Source organism: Parvibaculum lavamentivorans DS-1, assembly GCF_000017565.1.
In the GTDB taxonomy this organism is placed as follows: Bacteria; Pseudomonadota; Alphaproteobacteria; order Parvibaculales; family Parvibaculaceae; genus Parvibaculum; species Parvibaculum lavamentivorans.
The window spans coordinates 939,773-963,899 of sequence record NC_009719.1; the positions used below are offsets into that span (position 1 = coordinate 939,773).

At 63.7% G+C, this 24,127-nt stretch carries 30 protein-coding genes; 12 read left to right on the forward strand and 18 right to left on the reverse strand.

Features of this window, described 5'->3' with window-relative positions:
• Positions 1–5: 5 nt before the first annotated feature.
• A complete protein-coding gene (locus tag PLAV_RS04405) occupies positions 6–311 on the reverse strand; it encodes a hypothetical protein (RefSeq protein ID WP_012109739.1) in 306 nt (101 codons plus the stop codon).
• A 182-nt stretch (positions 312–493) separates the two neighbouring features.
• Between PLAV_RS04405 and PLAV_RS04410 the strand changes: the two genes are divergently transcribed.
• A complete protein-coding gene (locus tag PLAV_RS04410) occupies positions 494–1,570 on the forward strand; it encodes a DUF2336 domain-containing protein (RefSeq protein WP_168713174.1) in 1,077 nt (358 codons plus the stop codon).
• A gap of 2 nt (positions 1,571–1,572) precedes the next feature.
• On the opposite strand, the gene PLAV_RS20005 is transcribed toward PLAV_RS04410, so the two are convergent.
• Together PLAV_RS20005 and PLAV_RS04420 are read right to left on the reverse strand one after the other, a co-directional pair.
• The gene (locus PLAV_RS20005) at positions 1,573–2,364 is read right to left on the reverse strand and encodes a helix-turn-helix domain-containing protein (RefSeq protein ID WP_012109741.1); all 792 of its coding nucleotides are present in this window, start codon (positions 2,362–2,364) and stop codon (positions 1,573–1,575) included.
• Positions 2,361–2,630, reverse strand: a complete 270-nt coding sequence (locus PLAV_RS04420) for a hypothetical protein (protein WP_012109742.1) — start codon at positions 2,628–2,630, stop codon at positions 2,361–2,363. The genes PLAV_RS20005 and PLAV_RS04420 overlap by 4 nt, the downstream gene beginning before the upstream one ends.
• Before the next feature lie 140 nt (positions 2,631–2,770).
• On the opposite strand from PLAV_RS04420, the gene PLAV_RS04425 reads away from it, so the two are divergent.
• The 4 genes from PLAV_RS04425 to PLAV_RS04440 all read left to right on the forward strand — a co-directional run bounded on the left by PLAV_RS04425 (position 2,771) and on the right by PLAV_RS04440 (position 5,616).
• On the forward strand, positions 2,771–3,703 hold the full coding sequence (locus PLAV_RS04425; RefSeq protein WP_012109743.1) for an alpha/beta hydrolase: 933 nt from the start codon (positions 2,771–2,773) through the stop codon (positions 3,701–3,703).
• 317 nt (positions 3,704–4,020) lie between these two features.
• Complete coding sequence (locus tag PLAV_RS04430; RefSeq protein ID WP_143710278.1) at positions 4,021–4,410, forward strand: Ros/MucR family transcriptional regulator; 390 nt, start codon at positions 4,021–4,023, stop codon at positions 4,408–4,410.
• 176 nt (positions 4,411–4,586) lie between these two features.
• A complete protein-coding gene (locus tag PLAV_RS19605) occupies positions 4,587–5,057 on the forward strand; it encodes a PAS domain-containing protein (RefSeq protein WP_168713175.1) in 471 nt (156 codons plus the stop codon).
• Between the two features lie 91 nt (positions 5,058–5,148).
• Positions 5,149–5,616, forward strand: a complete 468-nt coding sequence (locus PLAV_RS04440) for a hypothetical protein (RefSeq protein WP_012109746.1) — start codon at positions 5,149–5,151, stop codon at positions 5,614–5,616.
• On the opposite strand, the gene PLAV_RS18745 is transcribed toward PLAV_RS04440, so the two are convergent.
• Positions 5,591–6,181, reverse strand: a complete 591-nt coding sequence (locus PLAV_RS18745; RefSeq protein WP_012109747.1) for a helix-turn-helix domain-containing protein — start codon at positions 6,179–6,181, stop codon at positions 5,591–5,593. The genes PLAV_RS04440 and PLAV_RS18745 overlap by 26 nt on opposite strands.
• Positions 6,182–6,306: 125 nt before the next feature.
• Here PLAV_RS18745 and PLAV_RS04450 point away from each other — a divergent pair, with 125 nt between their 5' ends.
• Together PLAV_RS04450 and PLAV_RS04455 are read left to right on the forward strand one after the other, a co-directional pair.
• Positions 6,307–6,675, forward strand: a complete 369-nt coding sequence (locus PLAV_RS04450) for a helix-turn-helix domain-containing protein (protein ID WP_083762498.1) — start codon at positions 6,307–6,309, stop codon at positions 6,673–6,675.
• Positions 6,672–7,478, forward strand: a complete 807-nt coding sequence (locus PLAV_RS04455; protein ID WP_012109749.1) for a DUF6456 domain-containing protein — start codon at positions 6,672–6,674, stop codon at positions 7,476–7,478. Before PLAV_RS04450 ends, PLAV_RS04455 begins: the two co-directional genes overlap by 4 nt.
• Here PLAV_RS04455 and PLAV_RS04460 read toward each other — a convergent pair.
• From PLAV_RS04460 to PLAV_RS04470, 3 genes are all read right to left on the reverse strand, one after another.
• A complete protein-coding gene (locus PLAV_RS04460; RefSeq protein ID WP_012109750.1) occupies positions 7,442–7,867 on the reverse strand; it encodes a SufE family protein in 426 nt (141 codons plus the stop codon). The genes PLAV_RS04455 and PLAV_RS04460 overlap by 37 nt on opposite strands.
• Before the next feature lie 125 nt (positions 7,868–7,992).
• Positions 7,993–8,403: a DUF5330 domain-containing protein gene (locus tag PLAV_RS04465; RefSeq protein ID WP_012109751.1), complete on the reverse strand. Its 411-nt coding sequence runs from the start codon at positions 8,401–8,403 to the stop codon at positions 7,993–7,995.
• Between the two features lie 330 nt (positions 8,404–8,733).
• The gene (locus tag PLAV_RS04470) at positions 8,734–9,828 is read right to left on the reverse strand and encodes a hypothetical protein (RefSeq protein ID WP_012109752.1); all 1,095 of its coding nucleotides are present in this window, start codon (positions 9,826–9,828) and stop codon (positions 8,734–8,736) included.
• 195 nt (positions 9,829–10,023) lie between these two features.
• On the opposite strand from PLAV_RS04470, the gene PLAV_RS04475 reads away from it, so the two are divergent.
• Entirely contained in the window at positions 10,024–10,359 is a 336-nt protein-coding gene (locus tag PLAV_RS04475) for a DUF1491 family protein (RefSeq protein ID WP_012109753.1), read from the forward strand.
• 24 nt (positions 10,360–10,383) lie between these two features.
• Here PLAV_RS04475 and PLAV_RS04480 read toward each other — a convergent pair whose 3' ends face one another.
• The gene (locus tag PLAV_RS04480; protein WP_012109754.1) at positions 10,384–10,602 is read right to left on the reverse strand and encodes a hypothetical protein; all 219 of its coding nucleotides are present in this window, start codon (positions 10,600–10,602) and stop codon (positions 10,384–10,386) included.
• A gap of 158 nt (positions 10,603–10,760) precedes the next feature.
• Between PLAV_RS04480 and PLAV_RS04485 the strand changes: the two genes are divergently transcribed.
• A complete protein-coding gene (locus tag PLAV_RS04485; RefSeq protein ID WP_215490378.1) occupies positions 10,761–12,389 on the forward strand; it encodes a peptide chain release factor 3 in 1,629 nt (542 codons plus the stop codon).
• A gap of 40 nt (positions 12,390–12,429) precedes the next feature.
• Positions 12,430–13,572: a mechanosensitive ion channel family protein gene (locus PLAV_RS04490; RefSeq protein WP_012109757.1), complete on the forward strand. Its 1,143-nt coding sequence runs from the start codon at positions 12,430–12,432 to the stop codon at positions 13,570–13,572.
• Position 13,573: 1 nt separating this feature from the next.
• Here the strand turns inward: PLAV_RS04490 and PLAV_RS04495 are convergent, their stop codons facing one another.
• Complete coding sequence (locus tag PLAV_RS04495) at positions 13,574–14,782, reverse strand: nitroreductase family protein (protein WP_012109759.1); 1,209 nt, start codon at positions 14,780–14,782, stop codon at positions 13,574–13,576.
• Positions 14,779–15,441 carry a TetR/AcrR family transcriptional regulator gene (locus PLAV_RS04500; protein WP_012109760.1) on the reverse strand — a complete coding sequence of 221 codons (663 nt, stop codon included), beginning with the start codon at positions 15,439–15,441 and terminating at the stop codon, positions 14,779–14,781. Before PLAV_RS04500 ends, PLAV_RS04495 begins: the two co-directional genes overlap by 4 nt.
• A 121-nt stretch (positions 15,442–15,562) precedes the next feature.
• Between PLAV_RS04500 and PLAV_RS04505 the strand changes: the two genes are divergently transcribed.
• Both PLAV_RS04505 and PLAV_RS04510 read left to right on the forward strand, forming a co-directional pair.
• Entirely contained in the window at positions 15,563–16,873 is a 1,311-nt protein-coding gene (locus tag PLAV_RS04505) for a D-amino acid dehydrogenase (protein ID WP_041536340.1), read from the forward strand.
• A 144-nt stretch (positions 16,874–17,017) separates the two neighbouring features.
• Complete coding sequence (locus PLAV_RS04510) at positions 17,018–17,410, forward strand: phasin family protein (protein ID WP_012109762.1); 393 nt, start codon at positions 17,018–17,020, stop codon at positions 17,408–17,410.
• 111 nt (positions 17,411–17,521) lie between these two features.
• On the opposite strand, the gene PLAV_RS04515 is transcribed toward PLAV_RS04510, so the two are convergent.
• From PLAV_RS04515 to PLAV_RS04550, 8 genes are all read right to left on the reverse strand, one after another.
• The gene (locus PLAV_RS04515) at positions 17,522–18,040 is read right to left on the reverse strand and encodes a DUF934 domain-containing protein (protein WP_012109763.1); all 519 of its coding nucleotides are present in this window, start codon (positions 18,038–18,040) and stop codon (positions 17,522–17,524) included.
• On the reverse strand, positions 18,027–19,685 hold the full coding sequence (locus PLAV_RS04520; RefSeq protein WP_012109764.1) for a nitrite/sulfite reductase: 1,659 nt from the start codon (positions 19,683–19,685) through the stop codon (positions 18,027–18,029). Before PLAV_RS04520 ends, PLAV_RS04515 begins: the two co-directional genes overlap by 14 nt.
• 34 nt (positions 19,686–19,719) lie before the next feature.
• A complete protein-coding gene (locus tag PLAV_RS04525; RefSeq protein ID WP_012109765.1) occupies positions 19,720–20,055 on the reverse strand; it encodes a DUF2849 domain-containing protein in 336 nt (111 codons plus the stop codon).
• A gap of 207 nt (positions 20,056–20,262) precedes the next feature.
• A complete protein-coding gene (locus tag PLAV_RS04530) occupies positions 20,263–21,069 on the reverse strand; it encodes an ABC transporter permease (protein ID WP_012109766.1) in 807 nt (268 codons plus the stop codon).
• Complete coding sequence (locus PLAV_RS04535; protein WP_012109767.1) at positions 21,066–21,824, reverse strand: ABC transporter ATP-binding protein; 759 nt, start codon at positions 21,822–21,824, stop codon at positions 21,066–21,068. Before PLAV_RS04535 ends, PLAV_RS04530 begins: the two co-directional genes overlap by 4 nt.
• The gene (locus PLAV_RS04540) at positions 21,821–22,861 is read right to left on the reverse strand and encodes an ABC transporter substrate-binding protein (RefSeq protein WP_012109768.1); all 1,041 of its coding nucleotides are present in this window, start codon (positions 22,859–22,861) and stop codon (positions 21,821–21,823) included. The genes PLAV_RS04535 and PLAV_RS04540 overlap by 4 nt, the downstream gene beginning before the upstream one ends.
• An 88-nt stretch (positions 22,862–22,949) precedes the next feature.
• On the reverse strand, positions 22,950–23,471 hold the full coding sequence (locus PLAV_RS04545) for a DUF1254 domain-containing protein (RefSeq protein ID WP_012109770.1): 522 nt from the start codon (positions 23,469–23,471) through the stop codon (positions 22,950–22,952).
• Positions 23,468–24,052, reverse strand: coding sequence for a DUF1214 domain-containing protein (locus PLAV_RS04550; RefSeq protein WP_012109771.1), 585 nt, complete (start codon positions 24,050–24,052; stop codon positions 23,468–23,470). Before PLAV_RS04550 ends, PLAV_RS04545 begins: the two co-directional genes overlap by 4 nt.
• Positions 24,053–24,127: the final 75 nt, after the last annotated feature.

A 24,127-nucleotide genomic window follows, 5' to 3' on the forward strand; every position in this document is an offset into this window, starting at 1 on the left:
GGGGATCAGCGGACGCCGGTGCCGCGATTGCTTGAATCCGGCATGCCCATGCTGCCGCTCGTGTCGCTTCGAATCTGGCAGGCGTTGTAGCCGGATTTCCAGCCGGCATTGTAGGCCTTGTCCACCTTGAAGGCTTCCTCGTTGCGCGTGATCGTGGAGGGATCGCCCGGCACGCGCGAGGTCGCGGTCCAGCACCCGTCGGAATAGCCCGCCTTGTAGTTCGGCTCGTCGGCATATTCGCTGCGGCCGAGACCGCAGCCCGCGAGTGCGAGGAAGGCCAGCGCGAGGGAAAGGCGGCAAAGTCGGTTCATGGCGGAAATCCTGCTCTCCGGAACAAGGCGGCAGGATAGGGCGCTGCCGCCGCAACGGCAAATCGCCGCGGAAACGGCATCATGCTTTACGCGGCGTTAACGGCGGGGATGGTCTGATGGGCGCGAAAATCTCCGTGTGAGACAACCGAAAGACCGGCGGAATGCCCCTCGAAGGCTACAGGATGGCGAACGAACCCGGACCGGCCGCGCGCGACCGGGAGGCGGCGCTGCGCCGCCTGGCCGACCTCGCGCTGCTGCCCTCGACGCTGATCTCGCCGCAGGAACGCAGCATTCTCGACAGCGTGCTGGCGGTGACGGTGACGCGGCTCGACGAGACGATCCGCACAAGGCTCGCCGAGAGGCTGGCGCCGCAGGCGGATGCGCCGCGCGAACTGGCGATGGCGCTGGCGCTCGACACGGTGGAAGTCGCGCGGCCGCTGCTTTCCGAAGGGCTGCCGCTGAAGGGCGGCGACCTCATTCATGTGGCACGCGAAGGCGGGCCCGAACATCGCGAGCTGCTGGCGATGCGCAAGGACCTGCCAAGCGCCGTTGCCGACGTGCTGATCGAAGCGGGCGATACGGAACTCGTCGCGCGGCTGCTCGGCAACAAGACGGCGCAGCTTTCATTCCGCGCCATCGAAACGCTGACGCGGCGGAGCGCCGCCGAACCGGAATTCCAGCCGCTGGTGCTGGCGCGGCCGGAACTGACCGTGCGCCTCGCGCAGCTCATGTTCTGGTGGGTGCCCTCGGCCCTCCGGCTCGAAATCCTCAGCCGCTTCACGATCGAGAGGCGGCATATCCACAATGCGATGGAACAACTGCTGGATGAGGGCGCGTCGGGCGATATCGGCCTCGACATCGCGCTTTCGGCCGTGCGGCGGCCGATGCAGATCGACAAGCCGCGCCTCGCGCGCATTCTGGGCGGCACGTCTTCCGACCGGATGGAGGAACTGACGGACGGGCTCGCCACCGCGACACGCATCCGGCCGGAAACGGTCTACCGGATATTGAACGACCAGGCAGGCGAACCGCTGTCGGTCTTCGCCAAGGCGACCGGCATGAACCGCAAGGAATTCGGGGAACTGATTGTGGCCGCGGTCGATGTCCGCCGGGGCGGGCTGCCGACCAAGGCCGATCTCGAACGCATCGGCGAACTCTTCGACACGATCTCGACCGACCGCGCGGATTTCGCGCTGCATTGCTGGGATACGGCAATTGCCAGCGAGGCGCAGCTTCCGGCGGGATACGGCGAAGCCTGAGCCTATTCGGCCGCGCTCGGCGCGCGCCAATCGAGATCGGGTGCGGCGAGATCCGGCATGGGCTCGATGCGCGCGGCGTTGGCGAGCGGCGTGAAATTCTCTCCCGACACAATCTCTTCAAGCTCGCGCCGCGCCTGACGCGCCGTGCCGATGATGTCGCCTTCCGCCCGGTCCACGAGATCGAGCACCGCGCGCACGCCTTCCAGCACATCGTCGAGCCAGCCATCGAGGCTGCGATCCTGCGCCTTGAGCGCGACGGCATCGGCGGCGAGCGTGGTGACGGCGCGGCGGACGGCGGCGGTGTTGAAATCGACAGGGCCGGTGACGAGCGCGACGAGCTTCCGGATCTGGGCACGGACACCGTCGATCAGTGCGGCGCGCTCACGCGCGCGGCGGCCTTCCTCGTCGGCGGGCGGCGCGAGGTCGTCCAGCGAAACGCGGAGCACTTCCGCGATGCCGGCCATCGTGCGGAAGGTGCCGTCCTTCTTGCCGGTTTCGATTTCCGAGAGATAAGGCGCGCTCATGCCGGCGGCGCGCGCGAGCTCGATCGCCTTCATGCCGCGATATTCGCGCCAGACACGAACGGGGTTTTCGCCATCCGCAATCCGGTGGGCGACAATGGCGGGGACGGGCGCCGGACCTTCCGAACCGAGCGCGAGCGTCGCGCCCGCCGCGCGCAGATCCTCTATGTCGTCGGCGGCGCGGCGCAGCTTTTCATAATCGGCGGCGGGAACGAGAACGAACAATGCTTCGCCATCGGCGCCGAGAATTTTCTGATGGCTGGTTTTCGTCATGATGCCTGCCTTCCGCGTGTGCCCCGCGACGCGGCGACCTCGCCCGTCAAGGCGAGAATGGTGGTTGCGCCGGGCGCGCGCCGCAGCACGACGCGAAGGCCGGGCACCGCCTCGGCGCTGAACATGCCGGGCGCGATTTCACGGCCACGGGCGCCATCCGCCGCAACCTCGCCGACCGCCGCGCGGGCGGCGGCGTCGAGGCCGAGCAGCACGTCATAAGCGGCGCGGGAATAGTCGATGTCGTTTGGAAGGGCGTCGTCGCGCATCTGTCAAACCCGTAAGTCCCCGGTGAAAACCCCGAAACCGGATTTTCGAGTGCGCCGCCTTCGCCGCCTGCTAGCATTGAAGCCGTGCGGGCATCGCGCGGCGCGAATCACAAGATGAATCGGACCATAGGGGGGAACGAATGTCCAACAAGCGTGGCGGCATGAGCATCGAACGGCTGAAGGAGCTGGTGCGCGAACGCTCGAAACGCGCCGAGCTGGCGCTGGACGAGCGCCGCAAGATCATGGACGGAAACGCGGAGATGTTTCCCGTGCCGGAGGGCGTTGCCATCGAGCGGGCCGATCTCGGAGGGCTCGGTGCCGAATGGGCCATCCCGGCCGGGGCGGAGGAGGGGCCGGTGGTGCTCTATTTCCACGGCGGCGGCTATCTCGTCGGCTCGTCCGTTTCGCATCGCCATGTGACCTCCCGCCTCGCCGCTGCATCGAAGGGGCGCGTCTTGAGCGTCGATTACGCGCTGGCGCCGGAACATCCTTTTCCGGCCGCGGTGAATGACGGCCTGAAAGCCTATCGCTGGCTGCTCGACAAGGGACATGCGCCGGAGCGGATTTCCATAGGCGGGGATTCGGCGGGCGGCGGCCTGACGGTGGCGACATTGCTCGCGGCACGGGAGGCGGGATTGCCGATGCCGGCAAGCGCGGTGCTGATAAGCCCCTGGACGGACCTTACCTGCGCGACGGAAAGCTACAATTCATGTGCCGATCTCGACCCTATGATCCAGGGGGCAGGCATAAGGGAGACGGCGGCAGCCTATCTGAACGGTGCCGACCCGCGCGACCCGCTCGCATCGCCGAACTTCGCGGACCTGACCGGATTGCCGCCGATGCTCATCCATGTGGGAACGGATGAAGTGCTGCTCGACGATTCACGCGACCTCGCGAAGCGGGCGAAGGCAGCCGGCGTCGAGGCCGAGCTGGAAGTCTGGGAAGGGATGATCCATGTATGGCATGCCTTCTACCAGATGCTGCCGGAAGGAGAGCAGGCGCTAGACCGCCTCGGCGCCTATTTGTCCGGCCGGTGGAAGGCGAAGGAAAGGCTGGCCGTCCCCGCCGGGTGAAGAGTGCGGAGCCGTGCTTCAGCTAAAGGCGGACCGATTTTCGGGCACTGGTACTATTCACCGGTTCGTTCGAGATATGGTGCGGCTCTTCGACTTTCGATCAAATCTTCTATAAAGCCTGTTTTATGACCGAGTAGTTTTCTCGGAAAAGGCGCGGCAACTGAATACTTGATTGTTAAATGCATGTCGCGTTATAGAATGCCCCATAATATTTATTCGACTATTTCAGAGTAGACCCCACGCGAAGCCAGCCCGGCTGGCGGGGAGTCTCTCCTATCAAGAGGCGTGTTGTGGCGGAAAAGGCGGAATTGATCGACATGACGGCCGAAATCGTTTCGGCCTATGTGGGCCATAACACCCTTTCTCCTGACGAAATTCCCGGTCTCATCAACAAGGTTTTCGCCGCCCTCGCAGGCGCGAACGGAATTGCGCCGGCGCCGGCCGAGAAGCTCGAGCCCGCGGTGTCCATCCGCAAATCCGTGACGCCGGATCATCTGATCTGTCTTGAAGACGGCAAGAAGTTCAAGTCGCTGAAGCGCCACCTGCGCACGCATTACAATCTGACCCCGGAACAATATCGCGAGAAGTGGGGACTACCCCGCGACTATCCGATGGTGGCACCGAATTATGCACAGGCGCGCTCGCGCCTCGCGAAGAAGATGGGTCTCGGCCAGGGCGCCGGCGGCCGCCGCCGCACCGCAAAATAATCCGGCCGCCCTTCGTCCCCGTTCTCCTTGCAATAACACCCACACAAGCCCAAAATTTTCAGCGACGATTCGTCGATTTCAAGCCGGCGTTACCGCTCCCGCATTGGGCGGCGGCCGCCCTTCGCGAGGATGAGCCGCTGACCACCGCCGACCAAGCCATCAGAGCGCAACTGATCGTGCCGGAGCAGCGCGAGTTGTTCGATTACTGGCGCTCGAAGTCGGTGGACGGATGCTATCCGACCCGCGCCGATATTCAGCCTGCGGAATTGCGGCGGGTCTTGCCGTCGCTCAGCCTGCTCGATGTGGTGGATGGCGAGCCGGCGCGGCTGCATGTCCGGCTCGCCGGAACCAGGCTGCGCGACTATCTCGGTGTGGAAATCACAAACAGGTTTCTCGACGAATTCGACCTCGGCGACCAGACGGATTACTGGGAGGCGGCATACCGCGAAGTCATTCGCGCCGGCCGTCCGGCGCAAGGCGTGATCTCGCTCGCACCATGGAAGCAGCCGGGCGTTTTCCAGTTCTGGTTGCGCTTGCCGCTCGCGGATGCGGAAGGACGCATTGTCATGGTGCTCGGCCATGACGCCTTCCTCCAGTCGGAGAAGGCCCATGCGCTTGCCGGAAAGGCGAATTTGCGCATTGCCTGAAGCAGCGCAATCGTCTTGCCGAAATATCCGCCGCCGGTGCAGACTGTCTTCAGAAAAAAAAGCCGTTTCTGCAAGAAGCGAGGGAGCCCCGATGCCGATCATCTCTACATGCCTGCGTGCGGCGTTCTGCGGTTTGCTGATCGCCGCTCTTCCCGTGGGCTCCGCCTTTGCAGCCGGTGCGCTGCTGGAAGGCGGCACGGTGACGTTGACCGAGGGCGAGACGGCGTCCTTCCCGATCAGTGGCGCAAGCAACGGACCCGCGAACCTGCACGCGCAATGCGAGATCGGCGATGTGAACGGAACTGCCAGCCTGACTTTCGACGGCGAGCACTATGTGCCGCTGTCCGAACCCGCGGTCGGCGAAGTGATTACACTGTCGGGTGGCGACACTCGCGCCTATGAGCTTACCGGTGTCGTCGATGCGCCGAATGGGGATGCCTATATCGCCTTCTTTTTCGGCGGCGCGCCGGCGGCCATGTGCTTTCCAGGCATGAATTGCGATGGGGCGGAAGCCGCGACCGGCTCGGTGACCATCAGTTGCCGGAACGTGGCATCCTGACGGCAGGGAAGTGACGCACCAGTGTGACGACTGGCGCGATCCAGCCGGGGCGCAGGAATTCGCGGGCGAGCGCGCCCGGCTCCGGCGGTACGAGGACGCAGTGCCCGGCCGCGAATGAAATGAACCTGCCGAAACCATAGCCGCCCGCATCGGCCGCGAAGCAATCATGGCCGAGCGCCGCCACCGCCTTTTCCGGCGACAGGCGATCCGCGACCAGAATGTCGCCGGCGCTATAGGCGCCCATCTGCTCCATCACCTTGAAAGCCAGCGGCTCGCGCGCCGCCGACCCAAGCGACACCGGCAGCGCCGAGGACTCTGCGAGCGGCAGAACGCCGCCGCGCCTCACCTCGCCCAGACAGGCGACGCGGCCGGGGGATGGCGCATCCAGAAGGTCCGGCACCGAAACACCGAGCACGCTCGCGATCCGCTCAAGCCAATCCATTGAAATTGTCATATCGGCGGTTTCGAGCCGCGAAACCGTGGCCGCCGTGGTGGCGAGCTGCGCCGCAAGCTCGCCCTGCGTGAAGCCGCGCTGCTTTCTGAAGTGGCGAATTCGCGTGTGCACTCCGCTGCACCTCCGTTCCGGACCAGAAAATATTACATCACTTTATCCCCGATATATACGAAATATGCAATTTATGGGGTTAGATGAAGGAACGTTCTTTTTTTGTTCTTTGGTGGGAGCGGGCAATGGATTGGCAAAATTTCGCGGAAAGCGGCTGGGTGGCGGGCACTATCAACCGGGTGCAGGCGGCCCAGGTGGCCTTGATGCAGGAAACGGTGGCGCGGGCCTGGAACGTGCCGGTGGACGAAATACGCTCGCCGACGCGGCGCAGGGCACCCGTGGCGCAGGCGCGGCAGGTGGCGATGTATCTGACGCATGTGCTTTACGGCTTCAGCCTGTCGGCGGTCGGCCGGCATTTCGGACGCGACCGGACGACGGCGGCACATGCCTGCCGGCTGGTGGAGGACCGGCGCGACGACGAGAATTTCGACATGCTGCTGGACCGGCTGGAACACGCGCTGCGCCGCGCCGGCGCAGCGCAGGCGCTGCAGTGAGCGCCTCAAGGCGGGACCGCGCCTTCGAGCGCGAGGTGCGGCGCGTCTTCCGCCATTTCCTGGAGCCGGGCGCCCGCGCGGGCACGCTGCCGGATGGCGGCATCGGCCTCTACGGGCCGCGAGGAGGAAAGCCCGCGATAAAGACGGAACAGACATTCTGGTCGCTCTGCGAGGCCCGCGACCTGGTGACGGCCGGGACGGGAGACGACAAAGGTTTCTGGAGGCCAAGCGAGGCAGGCCGTGCCTTTTATCGCCGGCTGGTGGCAGAGGCGGACCCTTTCGGGGAGCAGCACCGGCTGATGGGCACGAGGGTGCTGCGCGATGCGGGCGGCGGCGAGGCGCGGCTGCCGGTCAACGAAGCTGAATCGCCGCTCGCCTGGCTGCGCCACCGCAAGGGCGCGGACGGACAGCACCTGATCGACGCAACCCAATTCGAGGCGGGCGAACGGCTGCGCGCCGACTTCACCGTCGGACAACTGACGCCGCGCGTGACGGCGGACTGGTCGGCGGTGACGGCGAGCGGCAAGCGGGCGCGCGATCCCGCCGAAATCGCCGATCACGCGCTGGCGGCGCGGCAACGCGTGAACCGGGCGCTGGTGGCGGTGGGCCCGCGCCTCTCCGATATTCTGCTGGCGGTCTGTTGCCATCTGGAAGGGCTGGAAGCGGCGGAGCGGAGCTTCGGCTGGCCGAAACGCTCGGCCAAGCTCGTGCTGCAGATCGCGCTCGACCGGCTGGCGGCGCATTACGGCATGACGAAGGCGAGTGATCAGGCGGTGGCGGCGACGGCGCGCGCGTCCGACTGAATGCGCGCCACCATGGAATAGAGGCCGTTCGATCGCTGCGGCGTCAGATGTTCATCGAGGCCGAGCTTTTGCAGGGTGGCGCGGGCGTCGATGTCGAGAATTTCGGCGGGCGTCTTGTCGGAATAAAGCCGCATCAGGATCGCGACGAGGCCGCGCACGATATGGGCATCGCTGTCGCCGCGGAAATGAAGCACGGGCTGCCCGGCCGCATCCTTGCGAAGCTCGTTCACCAGCCAGACCTGGCTGACGCAGCCCGGCACCTTGTTTTCCGGCGAATGCTCGGCCTCGCTCAAGGGCTCGAGCTCCTTGCCGAGTTCGATCACGTAGCGGTAACGATCTTCCCATTCGTCGAGAAAGGCGAAGTCGTCGATGAGGTCGTCGATGCTCATGCTCAGGACATAGCGGCACGGGCCCTAAAGGACAAGCGCCCCGCTGCCGTGAAGCAGCGGGGCGTGAGGGCCCCGGCGGTTGCATATAAGCGCGGGGATAGGGACAGATGCGCTGGTGGGTGAGGTCAGGCGCCTGCCAGGGGAAGGGGAGAAGCTGCGGGCCGGATCGCGGCCTGATGGCCCTCGAGCCGGGTGCTGTCGTGCTGCTGCTCCCTTGCCTTTTCGGTGAGCCAGACGAGGGCCTGCCCGCCGTAATAGGCGGTCTGCCGGAGGACATGGCCGACAACGGCATGGCTCTTTTCGCAAATGTCGGGATTTCGGCCGCAAAAGCCCATGACGTCCTGAGCGGAGCGGGCGGCGAGCGTCAGCGCCTCCGTTGCGCCGATATCGTTGTCGGCGGGCGGCTGCCCTTCGACAAGGGCGGCATTGGCATAGCCCGCCATGCCGGCGGCCTGCGGCGCGCTTTCATAGCCCGCGGCGGGCAACAGAAAGGCCATAACGGTTAGCCAGAAGGCGGCTCGGAGGATGAACGACATGGGATAGCCCTTTCCCGACAGAAATTACGCATCACTGAGGGGGAGAGTAGGTTCGGGCTGCTGCCGTTCAGTTAATCCGATCAGTAAAATGCAGTATCAATTTGCCTTTTGCTTGTCGAAAGCTTGAAATAGTTTTTTCCGATATTACAGAATTACTGTATTTGTATTTTAAGTGTAATAAAAACAGATACGAATACGCATAAAATTTGCCGCAGGTTTTTCTAAAATGCGTGCCGCATTCAATTCAAATTTTCAAAACGTGACGCATACGAAAACGCGCGGGAGGAGGAAACTCCGCCCGCGCGCGATCGATAGGTAAGGACGGTGCCGCTAATTCGTGGACGTGGCCATCGGCGGCAGCGCATCGGCGAAGCAGCCGCGCACTTCTTCCACCGCATGCTTGCCGGTGCACCAGGCTTCCTCGGAAGGGAAGCGGGCGGCGGCTATACACTGGTCGAGATTGAGCCTTGCCCAATTGAGGCAGCGCCCGGTCGGGTTCCGCGGCTGGTTCGCCTGTGCCGTTTCCATGGAACCGTCGACGACATGATGGGCGGCGAGCGTGAGAATGCGGTTCATGACGCTCGGCGCATAGGCATGAGCCGTGCCGACAGGCGACATGGCGGCGAGAACGGCGCGCGCCCTGTCGACGACGCCGAGGGAGGCGGCTTTCGTTTCCGGCTCCTGCGTGCCGGGAAGCGGCGTCGTCATGCCCCATTTCTGCTTCTGGAACTGATAGGCCGTGTCGATGAAGCGGGCCGAGAGCGCCGCCATGCGTTCGTTCTGGTTGCGGATCGCAACCGCGACGGCGGCCGAGGCGGAGCTCATGCCGGAAATCTGGAGGACGTAATCGTCATCCGCCTTCAGAAGCGTGAGAAAGGTCTTTTTGCCGAGCTTGCGGGCCTCGGACCGCACACCCTGCGCGAAGACCGGGTCCTGCGCGGCGATCATCGCATGGGATACGTACCAGCCATCAGCCAGTGCATCCGGTTCCTTGAAGCGAAGCGCGGCCATGGCGCGGCGCACATCGGACGGCGTCCTGAGGCGGTTCTCGTCGACCGAGGCGACGGCCGAGCCATAATCGGCATAGACGCCGGTAAGCTGGTGCACGGACGGCGCCGAGCTGAGCGCGGACACGCCGGCCGACGGGTCGATCGACGCGACCTGCACGGGATTGCGCGGACGCGGCGACGGCATGGGAAGCGGGAAATTGGCCGAGGCGATGCTGGCTGTCGTCAGCGCCTCGTCGGCGGCTGCGACCGCTTCGGCGGCGGCGGCGATTTCCGCCGGCTCTACCTTGGTCGCTTCGCTGGTGGTGCCGCCTTCGATGATGGTGCAGGCCGCCAGCGACATTGCGATGGAGACCGGGAAAACGAGTTTCCGGCAGGAAGTGCCGAATAGTGAAGCCACGCTGTTACCCCTCGTCATGGCGTCCCCCGAAGCCCTTTGCAAATACCCGGCGAGACGGAATACCGTTTTTGCTCCGCCCGGCGGCTATCTTAATGAAGTATTGCGAAGTCTAATGCCGCGCCGCCGATACCGCAAACAAGAAACGCGTTAAGTATGAACGCTGTAGCGGCCGGATCGAGGCCGGGAGCTATTACGGAAAAATGGGGACGGAGCATGGAAAGCGCGCCGAGGCTGAAGGCGGAAATCTGGGTCAAGGGCCTGATCCGGCGCTGCGAGGTCGAGGGCGTGACGGCGATGGTCGTGCGCCGTGGCGACGCAACCTCGGGAACCGTGCTCGTCAAGGTGAACACCCTGGACGGCAAGGCGCGCGTCTACAGCCCCACGCGGGACGGCGACGGCGCTCTCATCTGGATGTCGGCGGGCGAGGCCAGGCCGGAAGCCGAGGCGGACGCCTATATAGAGAAGCAGCGGAAATTCGACCCCGACCTTTGGGTCGTGGAGATAGAGGACCGGGCAGGGCGGCACTTCCTGCTGGAGCCGGTGAACTAAGGGCGCATGAACATCCCGCGCCACCTAAGGGCGCATGAACATGAAATCTTCGTCCGGGTCGAGATGATCGGCTGCTTCCATGATCTCGGTGCGGATGTCTTCCGGCGTCCGGCATTCGCGCCAGATGCGAAGCGCCTGCTCGAACATGATGCGCGCCATGGCATCCTGGGAAAGCTTCTTCTCGGCCGCTTCGGCCAAAGCGGCCTCGATATGGGGCATGATGACGTCGCGGGCATTGGCCATGATGGGTTTCTCCGGGAATGAAATTGCAATTATTCACCATCGCATGAGCGCCCATAGCGGCGGAATTGCCAGTTTGTCGCGGCGCGGCGCCAATTGTCGCGGGTGGCGATTTGCGGGCCTTTGAGCTAGGGTCCGCCGCAAATCTTCAGGAGAGCGACTTGAGCACGACCGAGACCGCCGCCCGCGCGGGGTCGGAGGTGGAGACGGAGGTCCGCAACCGGCGGACCTTCGCGATCATCTCCCATCCCGACGCCGGCAAGACCACGCTGACCGAAAACCTGCTGCTGAAAGGCGGCGCGATCCGCCTTGCCGGCCAGGTGAAGGCACGCGGCGACAAGCGGCGCGCTCGTTCGGACTGGATGAAGATCGAACAGGATCGCGGCATCTCGGTGACGTCCGCCGTGATGACCTTCGAATACAAGGGCATCACCTGCAACCTGCTCGACACGCCGGGCCATGAAGACTTCAGCGAGGACACCTACCGGACGCTGACGGCGGCCGACAGCGCCATCATGGTGATCGACGCCGCGAAGGGCATCGAGGCGCAGACGCTGAAGCTGTTCGAGGTCTGCCGCCTGCGCGACGTGCCGATCATCACCTTCATCAACAAGATCGACCGCGAAGGCGTGAGCCCGTTCGATCTGATGGACGAGATCGGCTCGAAGCTCGCGCTCGACACCGCGCCGATGATCTGGCCGGCGGGAATGGGCGGATTGCTGCGCGGCATCTTCGACCCCGAGAACGACCGCTTCATTCCCTATGAAAAACCGGGAACGGAAAAGGGCGGCCCCGACAGCGAACCGGAAAGCCTGAGCGGCGAGCGCATTGCCGATTATCTCGGCGCCGACGAACTCGCCACGTTCCGCGAGGAGATGGAACTCGCGCGGGAGGGCAGCCCGACCTTCGATATCGAGCAGTACCGCGCGGGCCACATGACGCCGGTCTATTTCGGCAGCGCGCTCAGGAAGCTCGGCGTCCGCGAATTGCTGGACGCCATCGTTCGCTTCGCGCCGCCGCCGCGCGCGCAGCCCGCCGCGACACGCATCGTGGAGCCCACGGAGCCGAAGGTTTCAGGCTTCGTCTTCAAGGTGCAGGCGAACATGGACGCAAACCACCGCGACCGGGTGGCCTTCATGCGCATCTGCTCGGGCAAGTTCAAGCGCGGCATGCGGCTGAAGCTTTCCGGCAGCGGCAAGACCATCGGCGTCCACAATCCGATCCTCTTCTTCGCGCAGGACCGCGAATTGCTGGACGATGCCTTTGCAGGCGACATCATCGGCATTCCGAACCACGGCACCATTCGCGTCGGCGACACGCTGACCGAGACGGAAGACCTGGTCTTTACCGGCATCCCGAATTTCGCGCCGGAAATCCTCCGCCGCGTGCGGCTCGACGATCCGATGAAGGCGAAGCATATGCGCCGTGCGCTGGAGAGCCTTGCCGAAGAGGGCGTCACGCAGGTCTTCAAACCGGAAATCGGCGCGAACTGGGTGGTCGGCGTTGTCGGCCAGTTGCAGCTTGAAGTTCTCGCCTCGCGCATCGCCGCCGAATACGACATCAAGGTGCATTTCGAGCCGGCGCCTTACGAGACGGCGCGGTGGGTCGTGGCGGAAGACGCCGCCGAACTCAAACGCTTCATGGAAGCACATCGCGGCAACATGGCGACCGACCGCGACGGCGCGCCTGTCTTCATGGCGAAGAGCAACTGGGAACTGGGCTATACGCTGGAGAAGTGGCCCAAGGTGAAGTTCTCGGCCACGCGTGAGCGCGCGCCGGCCCCTGCCTGAACCGATAACCGACGAACAACAGGAGCCCGCCGGAGAACCGATGGAAGGCGTGATTGAAAATTTCGAGGAATACTGGCTCCTGATACGCGACGTCTGGGATACCGGCTTTCTCGGGCACAGCATCGGCAATCTTCTCGTCGCGGTTTTCATTTTCGGCATCTTTTTCGTGCTGCGCGGTATCTTCACGCGCTTCGTTCTCTCGATCATGGATCGTTGGGTGGAGCGGACGGAGACGAAGCTCGACGACTATCTGCGCGATGCCGTGAGGAGCCCCTTGCGCTTCCTCTTCTTCGCGCTCGGGTTCTTTTTCGCCACGCAATATCTCGATTTCGAAGGCGACATGGAACGCTTCGCGGAAAACGCCAACCGCACCCTCATCATCATTGCGATCTTCTGGGCAATCTATAATGCCGTGCAGCCGGTGAGCATGGCGCTCGACAGGCTGAAGACGCTGCTGACGCCGGAGATTCTCCAATGGCTGATCGCGGGCGCAAAGACGGCCATCGTTCTCATCGCCGGTGCGACGATACTCCAGACATGGGGCATCCAGGTCGCGCCGATCATCGCCGGCCTCGGGCTTTTCGGCGTGGCGGTGGCGCTCGGCGCGCAGGACCTCTTCAAGAACCTGATCGGCGGCATGTCCATTCTGATCGAGCGGCGCTTCGGCATCGGCGACTGGATCAAGGTGGAGGGTGTCGTCGAAGGCACTGTCGAGAAGATCGGCTTCCGCTCGACACATGTCCGCCGCTTCGACAAGGCGCCGGTCTATGTGCCGAACCAGCATTTGTCGGATAATGCGGTGACGAATTTCTCGGCCATGACCTATCGCCGGATTTCATGGCTGATCGGCGTCGAGTATCGCACCACGCATGAGCAGCTTCGTCAGATCCGCGACGACATCGAAGCCTATCTGCGCGCGGCGGAGGATTTCGCGCAGCCGCCTTCCGCGCCGCTCTTCGTACGTATCGACAGTTTCGGTCCTTCCTCGATCGACATTCTTGTTTACTGCTTCACGAAGACGACGGTTTGGGGCGAGTGGCTGGAAGTGAAGGAGGCGCTGGCGCACCGCATCAAGCAGATCGTCGAGGGCGCCGGCGCAGGCTTCGCCTTGCCGAGCCAGTCGATCTATGTCGAGACGCTGCCGCTTGCGCCGGACGAGATCGCGGCCGAGAAGAAGACGTAGCTCACACCGTCTCCGTCACCATTTCGGCCCCTCGCCGCGCGCTGACCGCCGCGTCGCGGATTGCGTAGCCGCCACGGAAGACGAATGTCGGCTGCCATGCCTCATCGCCTGTGACTGCCGCGAAGCGCGCCTCCGCCTTTGACTCCGTGCCGAGCTGGCGTTCACGGTCGATCATTTCCACCGGCTGGTTGAGCGGGTGCATGGCGAGGCCCGCAGCGCCGGCCGCCAGGTGAACGCGCTGCCAGAGACGCCCCGCCGCGAGCGTCTGCGGACGGTCGTAGCGGTCGCGTGCGGCAATGAGGCCGAGAAGCGCCGCGCTCGGCACATGCGTGTCGCGCGTCTGGTCTGCCCAGGTGCCGTGGCTTTGTTCGGCGGGAAGGGCAGGCAGCATTTTCGCGACGGCGAGGAGCGCGGGCGAGAGACCGGCTGTGTCGAGCTCGAGGCCGCTCCGCTCCCGTTCCATTTCCTGCGGCCCGTCGCGGAACCAGCGATGGCTGTCCTCGATCATCGCATGATCGGCGACGATTTCGTCCGTCGCCGCGATGATGGCGGCGCCAAGCGTTTCGTAAGCCGCACCACTCTGAAAGAGATAGAGCTTCAAGTTTTCATCGTGCGGGATGGCGGCGAAGTCGTGCAGCAAGGCATCGGGAAAGCCGCGTGCGCGGTCGTAGGGGTTGCGGTTTGTGTGCCGCTTCGGAATGGCGCTGTAGAGAGGATCGGCCGGTGCGTCGCCACGTGCGAGGTGAAGCGTCGCGGCGAGAACGGGTTCGTCGCGGCCTCCTATATCGAGGAGTGAGCCTGCATGAGGAGTGACGGTGACGGCATAGCCGTTCGGCGCGGCGGCGAGCACCATGTTTTCGACGGCACAGCCAAGACCGACATGCATTTCGCGCAAGTATGGATCGAAGGTGCCGAGATTGCGCGACGTGTCGGCGAGGATGTCGATGCGGGTATCGCTCACGCGAAAGAGCCAGGGCTGCGTGTTGTGCGGATTGGAGGCGAGGACACCGGCAGCCACCAGCGCGAGCGGCGTGCCGCGATGGGCCGGATCGTTCCAGATTTCCCACGGCTTGTAGGGTTCCTGGCCTTTCTCTCCGATGACGCCGCGTTCATTCGCGCGCCAGATGACGCCCGCTGCCGCGACGAGCGTGGCGCCGGTGCCGATTTCGAGGAGATGGCGGCGCGTGAACGAAGGCGATTTGTTTTTCATGGCTTTTGTTTCCTGCGGGCGGGTTTTCCGGTGGCGAAGAGGCCATCCACCATGGCGTCGATGGTTGCGAAAATGCGCTCCCAGTCCTTGTCGGTCTTGATGTCGACGCCGCTATAGACGCGTATCTGGCGGGCGCGCGCGGCCAGATAATCGATGGCGGCGCCCAGAAGGGCGGTGAGTGCGGGAAGGTCGATATGCTCGGGCATTTCGTAGCGCGCGAAGACGGCATCCATGAGTTCGAGAGCGCGGCGTTCGCGCACTTCTTCCAGCGCGACGACGAGCGGCGTGCGGTTTGCCGTTTCCGCGCCGATGACCGCAAGGGTGACGGGCCGCCTGCGCATTTCGGCGGCGTGACGGCGGAAGCCGGATTTGAGCGCATCGGCAAGCGTCGACGCCCTTTCGGCGCCGCCGATAATGTCCTCCGCCGTCCACCAGAAATCGCCATTCTCGGCATAGGCGCGGTAGACGCCATCGAGATTGCCGAAATAACGGTAGATCAAAACCTTGTCTATTCCGGCCTCGCGCGCGAGCGCGTTGACGCCGACGCCCGAAAGCCCTTCGCGCAGGATGAGCCGCGCCACGGCATCGAGAATGGCCTTCTCGGTCTTTGCGCGGTCGCGCCGGGGCGGGGCGGCTTTCTGTGCGGCTTTTGTCACCATACGGTGACATATAGCCGAGGAGAGGGGGCGGGGTCAAGAAAACTTGCCGTCGCCAAAGCGCCGCGGCTTTGATAGGGCTAGAGGCGCCGCCGCCCAGGCGCTTTTCCTCAAGGTGTTTTCCGTGCAGCCTCCCCAGCAAGTCATCGTCATCGGCGCCGGCATTGTCGGGGTGTCGACCGCCTACGAACTGGCGTTGCGCGGCGTGGGCGTGACGCTGATCGACATGCGCGAGGGCGCGGGGCTCGGCACCAGCTTTGCGAATGGCGGCCAGCTTTCGGCCTGTGAAGTGGCGCCATGGGCGGGGCCGGAAATTCCCGGCCTCATTCTCAAATGGCTCGGGCGGGACGACGCGCCATTTCGCCTGCGGCCGAAAATGGACCCCGACCAGTGGCTCTGGCTGATGCGATTTCTCGCGCGCTGCCGCAGCTCCGCGCGGCGCGAACGCATTCCCCACAATCTCGAGCTTGCCTTGCTGACGCGGGCGCGGCTCGCCGCTTACCGGGAGCAGTTCGCGGCGGCGGGCGAGGCGCTCGAATTCGAGCAGCGCGAGAAAGGCATTCTCCGTATCTTCCGCGACCGGCATTCGCTTGCCGACGCGGTGGAGGAGACGAAGCTGATGGCGCGGCTCGGCGTCGAGCAGGAACCGCTGACGCCCGCGCAATGCATCGACATCGAACCGGCGCTCGGCCCGGCGATGCAGCGCGGCGACATTGCGGGTGGTCTCTATTCGCGGACGGACAGCAGCGGCGACGCGCATCTCTATTCGGTTGCGCTGGCGGCGGCGGCGCAGCGGCTCGGCGTGCGCTTCATGAAGACGAGCCGGGCCGACAGCATTCTCACCGACGGCGGGTGGGCGCGCGGCGTCACGACGGCGGAGGGCGAGGTCGAGGGCGACGCGGTGGTGGTGGCGGCGGGAGCGGGCAGCGCGGCGCTGCTGAAGCCGCTGGGGCTTCGCTCCTATATCTATCCGCTGAAGGGCTATTCGGTGACGCTGCCGGCCCCGGCAGGCAATGCGCCCGAGGTGAGCATCACCGATGAGGAACGCAAGATCGTCATCAGCCGTCTCGGCAACCGGCTGCGGGCAGCGGGGCAGGCCGAGGTCGGCGGCTACGACCTGACGCTGGAGCGGCCACGCGCCGAAGCGGTGCTCTCGGCGCTGGTGAGCCTGTTTCCCCAGGCCGGGCCGGAACGGGAGGCGGCGGAGTTCTGGTGCGGCTTGCGGCCGATGACGCCGGATGGCAGCCCGGTGATCGGGGCGACACCCGGCTTTGCCAACATTTTCATCAATAGCGGCCACGGAACGCTGGGCTGGACGCTGGGCGCCGGAAGCGGTGCGGCGCTGGCGGAGCTGATCTGCGGCGGTGCGTCGCAACCAGACCTAAGTCCTTTTTCCATAAGAAGATTCCAAGGTTTCACCGGCATTTCAGGGTGAAAAATGGTGCAGCGCACAAAAAATACTTGACGCCGGGGAAGGGGCTATTTATCTCATGGTGCAGCGCACAAATCCGGCGCGCCGGTATGTGCGGGGAAAAGCCCGCAATCGATGCGAGCGGCCACGCGATACAGGAGATAAAACATGACTGAAGCGACCCCGAAGGTGAAGACCACGAAAGCCAAGCCGCGCGCCAAGAAGGCCGCTGCCTCGGTAAAGGCCTCCGCGAAGACGGCGACCGCGAAAGCCTCCGCGAAGCTTGAAGCCAAGAACCCCATCGAAACAGCCTCCGGCATCATCGTGACGCTCGCGCGCACGAATTTCGAAGAGGGTGTCGAAACCGCCCGTGCCGTTGTGAAGTCCGGCAGCCTGAAGACGGCGGTGGAACTCCAGAATGAATATGTCCGCTCCACGCTGAAGCGCAACATCGACGCCGCGCGCGAGCTCAACGAGCTCACCGTGTCGACCGTGCGCGAGGCCGTGAGCCCCTACGCCTCGAAGTTCACCGAGGCGTTCGAGAAACTCCGCGCCGCGTAATCCGCGCGAAGAGGTTCCTCGTCAGTAGCGTTCAGTTGCGTCAGTAAGCAAGAGCCCGGCCCCTTTTCGAGAGGCCGGGCTTTTCTTTTTGCCGATTGCCGGAAGGAAGCGTCAGACGGCTTCGCGCGATGCGGCGCGCTGCGCCAGGCGTTGACGGAGTGAAAGCACCGGCTCGCGGCCATCCGTCGCCGGCTGATACGAATAGGAAAAGACGCCGACATTTTTCGCCCAGATGTCCGGGGTGATGTTGTCGGCGACTTCGAGCGCGTCGAAGCCGCAGCGCACCATGAAATGAAACTGGTCGCGGAGCACATTGCCCACCGCGCGCACTTCGCCCTTGTAGCCATAGCGTTCGCGCAGCAGCCGCGCATAGGAATAGGCGCGGCCATTGCGGAAGATCGGCAGTTCGAGCGCGACGACCGCGAGCTTGTCGAGGTCGTCCACGATGACGCTCGGCTCCTGACCGCTTTTCAGGCGGACGCCGATGGGCGTATTGCGAGCGCGCAGCGTCTCGCGCTCTGCCTGCCAGCGCTCGAGGCTGACAATGGCCGGACCTTCCGGCAGCGCCTCATCGTCGGCGACAGTCGGGAAGTCAAGCGCGACGAACGCCCCGTTCCTAATGAGTTGCATAGAGGCTCTCCTTGAACGGGTCGATGCCGACGCGGCGATAGGTGTCGATGAACCGTTCGCCCGGCTGGCGCGTGCCGAGATAGGTGGTGACGATCGTCTCGATGGCATCGACGATCTGCTCTTCGGTAAAGGCAGGGCCGACGATGTCGCCGACGGCGGTCTTCTCATCCGCCGCGCCGCCCAGCGTCACCTGGTAATATTCGACGCCCTTCTTGTCGACGCCGAGAATGCCGATATGGCCGACATGGTGATGGCCGCAGGCATTGATGCAGCCCGACGTGTTGATCTTCAGCTCGCCGATATCGTGCTGCCGCTCGATGTCGGCAAAACGTTCGGAGATGCGCTGAGCGATCGGGATGGAGCGTGCATTGGCCAGCGCGCAATAATCGAGACCGGGGCAGGCAATCTGGTCGGTGATGAGATTGATGTTCGCCGTCGCCAGATCATGTGGCTTCAGCGCCTGGTAGACCGCGTGGAGATCCTTCTTGCGGACATGCGCGAGCGTCAGGTTCTGCTCATGCGTGACGCGCAATTCATCGAAGCTGTACTTCTCCGCAATGTCCGCGACTGCATCCATCTGATCCGACGAGCAATCGCCCGGCGTGCCGCCGATGGGCTTCAGCGAGATGTTGACGATGGCATAGCCCGGCACTCTGTGCGCCGCGACGTTCGACTTTACCCAGTTGGCGAAGGCAGGATCGGCAACGACAGCCTTGTTGAGTTCGGTGCTTTCATCCGGCAGCGTCTCGAAATCCGGCGCGCGGAAATAGGCTTCGATCCGCGCAACTTCTTCCTGCGGCAGATGAAGGGCGCCGGCCTTGCGGATTTCGGCAAACTCGGCATCGACCTGCCGCTTCATTTCGTCCGCGCCAATCTCATGCACGAGGATCTTGATGCGCGCCTTGTAGATATTGTCGCGGCGGCCATACATGTTGTAGACGCGCAGGATCGCTTCGAGATAGGCGAGCAGGTCTTCCTTCGGAACGAAATCCGCGATCTTCTTGCCCACCATCGGCGTGCGGCCGAGACCGCCACCGACGAAAATCTCGTACCCGATCTCATCCTTGCCGTTCTTGACGATCTGGATGCCGATGTCATGGACGCGGATTGCGGCGCGGTCGTCCGGCGTGCCGGAAACGGCGATCTTGAACTTGCGCGGGAGGAACGAGAATTCCGGATGGAAGGTCGACCACTGACGGATGATTTCCGAAACGATGCGGGGATCTTCCAGCTCTTCCTTGGCCGCGCCCGCATACTGGTCCGACGTCACGTTGCGGATGCAATTGCCCGAGGTCTGAATGCAGTGCATCTCGACGGAGGCAAGATCGCGCAGGATGTCCGGCACGTCTTTCAACGCCGGCCAGTTGAACTGAAGGTTCTGGCGTGTCGTAAAGTGACCGTAGCCGCGGTCATATTTGCGGCCGATATGCGCGAGCATGCGAAGCTGCTTCGACGACAGCGTGCCGTAAGGCACCGCGATCCGCAGCATGTAGGCATGAAGCTGGAGATAGACGCCGTTCATCAGCCGGAGCTGCTTGAACTCGTCTTCAGTGAGTTCGCCGGACAGGCGGCGCGCCACCTGGCCGCTGAACTGCGCGACGCGCTCGTTCACAAGCTGCTGGTCGAATTCATCGTAACGATACATGGTCTGGCCTTTAACTCTTCGCGTGCATCCACGCCTAGTGATGGACGCCCGGCAGTTCCGCCTGCTTGCCGAGATCGAGCCGCACCGTCGGCCCTGCCTGGCGGATAACTTCGCGCACGCTTGCCGCGCGAACGAAACCGTCCTCCTTCGCCACTTCGAAGAGATAGGGCTCGACGACTGTGTTGTCCGCAACGGCGGGTTCCGTGCGGGCGAGCAGCGCCTCGGCGGCTTCCTTGCCTTCGGCTATGGCCGCATCCTGGAGGCTTTCCGACCAGCCGCCTTCCCCGGTGAGATAGACAACGATTCCGTCGCTCAACCGGTTGGCGGTAACGGCCTGAAACTGGGCTCCCTTGCGGGTGTGCTGGGCCATGAGACGCTGTCCTCGAATTTCATATTGCGTTGCCCTCGTATAGCCCGGCAGCGGGCAGCGGGGCGAGGGTCCGGTCTAAAAAAACCGGCCTATTTGACCGCTAACATGGGTTTTTTCTGAAAGATCGTCAATGCTTGTGTAAAACAATATAATCCACTATAGAAAATTGTTTAATATAGAAAATACGCGCTATTCCGCCAAAAAGTCCTAGAGCTCCCGGCGAATGGCGCTTTCGTGCCAGCGTTGCAGAATCCGCTTCTCGAGAAGCGTGAGGCCGAAGAAAATGCAGATACCGAGTGTGGAAAGAAGAAAGAGAGCGGCGAACATGCGCGGGATGTCGAGCCGGTTGCCCGCTTCCACAATGCGCCACGCCAGACCGGTGGCGGCGCCCGACCCTGCCACGAATTCAGCGACGACGGCGCCGATCAGTGCGAGGCCGCCCGAAATCTTCAATCCCGCAAGGATATAGGGAAGGGCGGAAGGAAGCTGAAGCTCCATCAGCACCTGCCACCGGCTCGCGCCATAGAGCCGGAAGAGATCGCGCAGGTTGTGGTCTGCCGAGCGAAGCCCCAGCGTCGTGTTGGAGAGGATCGGAAAGAAGGCGACGATCCAGGCAAGGATCAGCAGCGCGAATTCCACATTGTCATAGCCGACCCAGATGAGAATGAGCGGCGCAATGGAAACGACCGGCGTCACCTGCAGCACGATGGCATAGGGAAAGAGCGCCATCTCGATGTGGCGGCTCTGCGAGAAGAGGACGGCGAGCCCCACGCCGCCAACGGCGGCGAGCAGAAATGCGGCAATGGTGACGCGGAGCGTCACCCAGAGCGATCCCATCAGCGAGCCGAAATTGGCGGCAAGGCTTTCCGCTATGCGCGACGGCGCGGGCAGCACGAAGGGCTGTATGCCGTTGACCCGCACCAGCACTTCCCAGAGGCAAAGAAAGGCAATGCCGACCGCCACCGGCACAACGATGCGGAGGCTTCGCGCGAGAAGAGTGCCGTCGCGGTTCATTGCAAAGCTCCCTCCCGAAGGGCGGCACTGACCGCAGCGCAGCTATCCACATAAGCGTGGGACTCGCGAAAGGCGCGGCCGCGCGGATAGGGAGCTTCAATGGCGATATCCGCTAGAATGCGGCGCGGCCGCGCGCCCATGACGAGGACGCGCTCCGACAGGTAGACGGATTCATAGATGCTGTGCGTAACGAAGACGGCTGTGAAGCGCTGGCTCTCCCAGAGCGCCAGCAAATCGTCATCGAGCTTCTCGCGCGTGAATTCGTCCAGCGCGGCGAAGGGCTCGTCCATCAGCAGGAGCGGGGGTTCGGTGACGAGGGCGCGGGCGATGGAGACGCGCATCTTCATGCCGCCGGATAGCTCACGCGGAAAGGCATTTGCAAAATCGCCGAGGCCGACACGCACCAGCGCATCCATGATGCGGGGCAGGGCCTCCTTCTTCGGCATTCCCCGAAGCTTCAGCGGCAGCCAGACATTGTCGACGACGCGCGCCCAGGGCATCAGCGTCGGGTCCTGAAAGACGAAACCGATATCGGCAGGGCGCGCGCCCGATACAGGCCAGGAGAGATGCCCCGTATCCGGCGTGATCAACCCGGCGACGATGCGGAGCAATGTGCTCTTGCCGCAGCCGGAAGGCCCGACAAGGGAAACGAAGCCGCCCTCCCGCACCTGCGCATCGACACCCGACAGCGCGACCGTGCCGCTGCCATAAGTCTTGCCGATTCCACGAAGTTCGATGAGAGGCGGAGGCGTCATTCGCCCGTGAGTTCTTTCTTCAGATCGAGGCCGACGCCCTGATTGACGAATTCGAGTGTATAGGCGCTGTGGACGCTGAGATCATCCGGATAGACGCCAGCTTCGACCATCGCACTGTAAAATGCCTGCCAGCGTTCTTCCGTCATCGCGCCGAGGCCGAGCGTCGTTGCGTCGCCGGAGTCCGCAATGCCGTATTCTTTCATCAGCCTTATGGCGTTTGCGATGATCTCATCGGTCATTTCAGGATTGTCGCGCTTGATAAGCGCGTTGGCCGCGCCGGGATCGCCATAGAGATAGTCGACCCAGCCGCGAATGCTGGCATCGACGAAAGCCTGCACGACTTCCGGCCGCTCCGCGATGATGCGGTCGCTGGCGAGAATGAAAGCGGCATATCCCGGATATCCATAGTCGGAGAGAAGGAAAACCTGAGGCTCCACGCCCTGCTGCCGGATCATGAAAGGCTCCGAGGAAAGATAGCCTTGCTGGATTGCCGTCTCGTCGGTCAGGAAGGGGGCGAGGTTGAACGTGTATTTGCGGATCTGGCTGTCCTCGAAGCCGTATTTCGACTTGAGCCACTGCCAGAAGGCGCTGACCGTCGCATCCGACACCATGATGGGCTTGCCTTTCATGTCGGCGAGCGATTTCACGTCCGGCCGGGGATGCGTGATGAAGACCTGCGGATCTTTCTGGAAGGACGCCATGACGGCCTTCGCGCCCGCGCCAGCCTCGGCCATGTTAAGCGGGATGAAACTGTTGGAGCCGAGGCCGAATTCGACCGTATGCGCGGCGAGTAGCTGCGGCACGTTCACGCCCGGCCCGCCTTGCAGGATCGTGACGTCGAGGCCCGCCTCTTCGTAATAGCCCTTGGCGATCGCCTGATAGAAGCCGCCATGTTCCGCCTGCGCCTTCCAGTCGGTGGCGAAGGTGATGCGCGTGAGGTCGCCGCTCTGCTCGCGGCCCGGCTGAAGCACGAGCACGATGGCAATAGCCACGGCGACGGCGGCGCCCACACAGGCGAGGATGAGATTGCGGTTCATGAAAACGTCCCCCCGAAAGGCGCGGCCTCGCGCAAAAACGGGGCGATGGTATCAGCGCCGGCCCCGCAGGGCTACAGCCTCAAGGGGTTCAGAGAGGTTCGCAATTCGACTGGCGCCGCATCGCGTCGATTTCGGCGAGACTTTCCTCGGAGGTGACGAGCGAGCGGAAAAGGATGATGCCCCGGGTGCTCGGCGTGATGACGAGAGGAATGCCTTTTTCGGTCTTTGTATTTTCATCGGCGGCAAGAACGATTTCGACCCTGCCGGATTTCACCTGCCGGTCGTTGACGACGAAGAAATTGTCCGTATTGGCCGCGAAGGCGGAAAGGGACCAGTAGGTGTCCGGCACAGGTGAAGTGATCTTCACAGGTTGCTTGCTCACATCATAGGCGCAGGCGGTATAGAGAAGGTCCGGGCCCGGCCTGACGATGCCGCGCGAGGCGGCGGTCGCACGGTCGGGATATGCGGGTTTGTTGACGCCCCCAGCCTGGGAAGCGATGCCGGCCATGGCCCGGTCCATGATGCCATAGGGCAATCCGAAGATTGTGAGGATATGGAAGACGGCCGCGAGCGCTATCGTGCCTGCGACCCACATGGGCCAGGTTTTCATCGCGTACATGCCTCCTTGGCAATATGCGGAAGAACGACCCCGGATGGGTCGCGCGCGGCCGCCGGCTCTGGATTGTAGAGCCGCAACGTAAGGCTAAATGTGTCATCGGTTTGGCCATTGCCGGTCGGAATCCAGTTTCCGCCGGTTTTTTCCGGTCCCACCGCGATGATGAAGCTCCCATCATCTTCGCGGGCGACATTGTTGCCGCCATAGGAATAGCGGTCTTCCGGATTGGCCACGAGGTAGTGATCGCCCGCGTAGAGCGTGATGCTCCACCAGCGGGCGGGTGGGTCGGTTCCAACGATCTTGTAGGTGCAGGTCGCGCGCAGCCGGTCGCCCACGTCGTCCCGCGTAGCATTGAAGTAGATCGTTTCGCTGCGGTTCAGGGCTAGCAGGCCGGCGGTCGCAACGCGCGCGCGCGTATAGGGGTCTGCTTCGGCGCTGCCGATGATGGTGCTCGTCTGCCAGGGACCGACTTCGATCCCGCCGCCCAGACCGCCGCGGACGACAAGAAGGGCCGAACCCATGCCCAGAAAAAGCGCGGCAATTGCGATGCCCAAAAGCTTCAGCGCGAGCTTCAAGAATTCCCCCCCAGAAGACCCGTTCCGGGCCTCAGGCTTCTCGTTCTGCCCCGCGACACCCCCGCGTGCGAATCA